Genomic DNA, 1,201 nt, shown 5'->3' with positions numbered 1-1,201 from the left:
GGATTAGGGGAAGTGGGGAAGTGGGGAATTTCAACTAAAACCCTAAAACCTTAAAACCCTAAAACCCCTAAAACCCCAACCCCCTAACACCTAACACCTAACGGCTAAAAATAATCTTCTCGATGACATCTAGGGCGGTTTCTAGGTCATCGTTGACGATTTGATAGGGGAACTCCCCGCTGGCGGCCAATTCTTCTCGGGCGCGCTCTAGACGACGGGCGATCGCTGTTTCGGCATCTTTGCCCCGGTCGCGCAAACGACGTTCTAATTCCTCGAAACTGGGGGGTAGGATAAAGATTCTCCTCGCTTCGGGGAAGCTTTTACACACCTGTCTGGCCCCCTCTAATTCGATTTCTAGAATTACGGTCTGGCCTGTTGCTAATTGATCGGCGATCGCTGATTGGGGGGTCCCATAGTAGTTGCCTGCATATTCGGCCGATTCGAGAAATTCTCCGGCTGCCATTTTCTCCTCAAAACTGGGACGGTCGAGAAAGTAGTAATCTTCCCCCTCAATTTCACCCGGTCGAGGTGGGCGCGTAGTAGCGGATACGGACAGGTAGAGGTTAGGGAAACGAGTTAGTAAATGCCGGACTAGCGTACCCTTGCCCACACCGCTAGGGCCGGTAATGACAATTAATTGACCGGGTTGCATGGGGTTAATAACTTAGTTGCTACTATTAACAGGGGCTTCCTTGTTGACCACGAAACGGTGAGCCACGGTTTCTGGTTGAATGGCCGACAGCACTACATGACTAGAATCGGTGATGATCACCGCACGAGTCCGTCTTCCGTAGGTAGCATCGATTAAACAGCCTTTATCCCGAGCATCACTGATGATGCGTTTGATAGGAGCCGATTCTGGGCTAACGATGGCGATAACCCGATTAGCGGAAACAATATTACCGAAGCCGATGTTGATCAGTTGTATATCCATAAATTAACAAAGGTGTAGTCCTTTGTACAAAAGAGTGTGGAGGTATGATTACAATGTTATCGAGAAAGATTTAGCCTTACAAGGCTAAAAATAACATTCTTAATCACATTTTAGTATTTTTTCAGGTTTTTTGCGATTTTAATTAAATTTGTTTACACGAGTCTCTATCTTAGGGAGTAAATAGTCCAAAAGTCGGGAAAATTAGGGAATTTTTGGGGAATGGGGTGTAGGGTGTAGGGTGTAGGGTGTAGGGTGTAGGGTGTGGGG

Annotated in this window: 2 protein-coding genes; both read right to left on the bottom strand. The window is 47.2% G+C overall.

Annotated elements, in window-relative coordinates; genetic code table 11:
• Nucleotides 1-97 precede the first annotated feature (97 nt).
• On the bottom strand, nt 98-652 hold the full coding sequence (gene gmk, locus IQ242_RS25275) for a guanylate kinase (RefSeq protein WP_002769175.1): 555 nt from the start codon (nt 650-652) through the stop codon (nt 98-100).
• 12 nt (nt 653-664) lie between these two features.
• Nucleotides 665-934 (bottom strand): extracellular matrix/biofilm regulator RemA, encoded by a 270-nt coding sequence (remA, locus tag IQ242_RS25270; protein ID WP_002737924.1) that lies wholly within the window; start codon nt 932-934, stop codon nt 665-667.
• Nucleotides 935-1,201 lie beyond the last annotated feature (267 nt).

The sequence above is a fragment of the Microcystis sp. LEGE 08355 genome (genome assembly GCF_015207185.1).
In the GTDB taxonomy this organism is placed as follows: Bacteria; Cyanobacteriota; Cyanobacteriia; order Cyanobacteriales; family Microcystaceae; genus Microcystis; species Microcystis panniformis.
Note: the sequence above shows the minus strand (reverse complement) of the source record. Positions and strands in the feature narration are given on the sequence as shown.